General features: G+C 58.6%; 4 protein-coding genes. All 4 read left to right on the forward strand.

The window, feature by feature from the left end:
* Positions 1-364, forward strand: a 364-nt coding sequence (locus tag JJD74_RS31085) for a hypothetical protein (protein ID WP_060765395.1), incomplete at its 5' end; no start/stop codon positions are given.
* Positions 365-649: 285 nt separating this feature from the next.
* Positions 650-1,003 carry a hypothetical protein gene (locus JJD74_RS30405; protein ID WP_127652685.1) on the forward strand — a complete coding sequence of 118 codons (354 nt, stop codon included), beginning with the start codon at positions 650-652 and terminating at the stop codon, positions 1,001-1,003.
* Positions 993-1,931 (forward strand): protein rep, encoded by a 939-nt coding sequence (locus JJD74_RS30410; RefSeq protein ID WP_060765397.1) that lies wholly within the window; start codon positions 993-995, stop codon positions 1,929-1,931. The genes JJD74_RS30405 and JJD74_RS30410 overlap by 11 nt, the downstream gene beginning before the upstream one ends.
* Before the next feature lie 681 nt (positions 1,932-2,612).
* The coding region (locus tag JJD74_RS30415) for a hypothetical protein (protein WP_181127196.1) at positions 2,613-2,801 on the forward strand (189 nt) is incomplete at its 3' end.

The raw sequence follows: 2,801 nt of genomic DNA on the forward strand, positions 1-2,801 counted from the left end.
TGTCCTCCCATGGGAGGACAAACTTTGCCCAGGTAATCCAGCAGATGATCCCGAAACTGGCGCAGAGGAATACAACGCATATGCCATCAAAAAGGCGCAGGAAGTCGGCAGAGCAACGAAACCAGACCCCGTGCTAGATGCAGTGTATTTGGCGTTAAAAACGCCTGGAGAGGCTTACAGGGCCCTTGCTGAGGATCTTGCGGAGGCTTATCAAGGTCGTTATAGGTTTCTCATAGACAATTTGGCCCAGTGGGACGAAGAAACCAGGTGGTTGAGGGCTGACCTGGTTTTTTCCAATTCTGAGCTTCGCCATTTGTCAGCCACGCAAGTGATGGCTTTACGAACAAGGGCCGCCGAGGCCTGACGCGCTGCGCTTGTCCCCTCGACCTCCATACGGGAACAGGTTCCCGTACTCCGATCGAGGCCAGTCCATCCACCGTTGAAATTCCTCAGGTCAGGGGCCGCGACCCCGGCTCGTCGTGACTCGCTTCACCGTCGCGGCGAACGGAGTCCCGGGCGGAGCGAACCCTTGACCCTTCGCTGATCAAATCACCCTCTGGCGCTCTGTTCCTGGCCACCGGCCGGGAGCGGAGGCCCCCAGCATGGGTGCTGTTGATTTTGCTTTTGGCGCTCTGGGTAGTATTGCGAAATGTTCTTCACCCCCCTCCCGGATCCTGTGGGGTGCTGTTACACCCCCACTTTACCGAAGACTCCTTCGTTTTTTGGCTCTGGAGTGGAGGCGCAAACCTCGCCCGTTATGTTCCTGGTCGTGATGAGAAAATTTGCCATCACCACTGAGGAGCTGGGCATGAGGGTTTCAATCGAGCTGGATCGTAAGGATGTTTTGTCCCTGATCGCTGTTTTTCTGCTGATGCTCCCGGATTCCGGGGCTTTGCGCGGTTCTGAGGCTGGCGAGTCCCTGCTTTACTTGATACATAGAAACAATGTGTTAGCAGGTGCTATGCTCGGCCCCACGAATAAGGGGGCCATGAATGGCGCATAAAAAAACCCCTGAGAACTCTTCCAACTTGGCAGGCGGGGAGTTCACAGGGGCTGACGAAGCTAGGCTTCTGGACGAGAGAATAACACGCTACGGCGTGGCTCACACAAGGTCTCAGGCGATGCTAGAACATCTCCGAAAGACCCCGTCCGAAGCGACCATCAAGACTGCCGCTAGCCTTGCCAGCTGTGGTAATTACCTGCATTTCCGGGAGTACTTCACCGTGGGCAAGGTACGGCTGCATAGCGCGACGTTCTGCAAGCAGCACCTGGTCTGTCCGTTGTGCGGCATTCGCCGCGGTGCCAAGGCTCTTGGGGCTTACTTGACCCGCTGGCAGGTGATCCAGGAGGAACGCCCGGATCTGCGGCCCTATCTCCTGACCCTAACAGTCAAAAACGGGCCGGATCTTGAAGAGCGTCAATCGCACCTCGCGAAGTCGCTACGTCGCTTGATGGATCGTCGTCGCTACTTCAATGCCGGTACTCGTGGCGCTCCCTGGACAGAGCTTTGCAAAGCCGAGGGGGCCGTCTACACCCTCGAGCTGACCAACAAGGGCAATGGCTGGCACCCGCATTGTCACATGATCATTCTGGCCACATCACAGCCCTCCCAAACCGACCTCAGCACCGAGTGGCACAAGATCACCGGTGACAGCATGGTCGTGGATTGCAGGCCCATCCTGGGCGATCCCGTTGAGGGTTTCATGGAGGTGTTCAAGTACGCCGTGAAATTCTCCGATCTGACCTTGGCTGACAACTGGCACGCGGCGCAGATCCTCAAGGGCAAGCGCCTGCTGAACAGCTTCGGCTTGTTCCGTGGCGTTGAGATTCCCGACTCGCTGCTCGATGAGCCGCTCGACGGGCTTCCGTACCTGGATAGGTTCTATCGCTACCTGGGCGATTCATACCAGCCGGCGAGCATCAGGGAGTGAGGGCAGGCGACAGCGTAGCGCCTGCCTGCCTCACTCCCTGAAATTGCCGCTCCTATGGCTCACCTATTGCTGCGGCAATAGGCCCAACAATAGGACCTGCAATACAACCGCCAAGAGCCAAAAACATAGAACCCAACAGCAAAATGCCGTCACCCCTGCGGGGCTCCGTGGCCGCCCCTCCGGGCCGCCCAAACCTCCCGGGGGAGCGCCCCGGAAGGCCTTCAGGGTTCTGAATCGCTGCGCGATCCGCCACCCTCTTTCCTCCCCTGCGCCCTGGACGGGCTTGTCTCGAAAATTCACCCGCGTGCGCGCCCGGCAAAGCCGGACCAACCCGCTTTCTGAGACTGCGCGACGCATCGGCGCGGGACTCCGTCCCTCCCTCTGCTGCTTCGGCTCGAAACCAGGTTGGTCCGGTTTCACCTGACGCGCACGCAAGCGGTGCGGCCGGATGCTTCGCACCCTGGTTTCGCCCTGGACGGGCTGCACCAGGGCAGAACGGAAAAATTCGGCCTGGGGGCCATTTTTCCTCACCCCCCTCGTGGGCTCGGGTGGCGTCTGTCAGGCTGTTTCCGTCGTCTTCGACGCCGGTTTATCAGAGCGGCTTTTGGCCGCTCTGGAAGCAGCTTTCGCTGCCCAAAGCCCTCTGCGCTATCATTCGATTTTCGTCTAGGAAAATTCCTCATGCAGCGTCTCGCCATACCTTCGGATTACGTCCTGCAGTTCATCCTGGGCCGCGCCTCCTATGTCCTCCCATGGGAGGACAAACTTTGCCCAGGTAATCCAGCAGATGATCCCGAAACTGGCGCAGAGGAATACAACGCATATGCCATCAAAAAGGCGCAGGAAGTCGGCAGAGCAACGAAACCAGAC

Origin of the sequence: Pseudomonas sp. MF6776 (assembly GCF_016613125.1) — a bacterium.
Taxonomy (GTDB): Bacteria; Pseudomonadota; Gammaproteobacteria; order Pseudomonadales; family Pseudomonadaceae; genus Aquipseudomonas; species Aquipseudomonas iridis.

Excerpts from the sequence above, each read along its gene's own strand:
- JJD74_RS30405 (WP_127652685.1), top strand. The coding sequence starts at position 650 with ATGTTCTTCACCCCCCTCCCGGATCCTGTGGGGTGCTGTTACACCCCC.
- JJD74_RS30410 (WP_060765397.1), top strand. The coding sequence starts at position 993 with ATGGCGCATAAAAAAACCCCTGAGAACTCTTCCAACTTGGCAGGCGGG.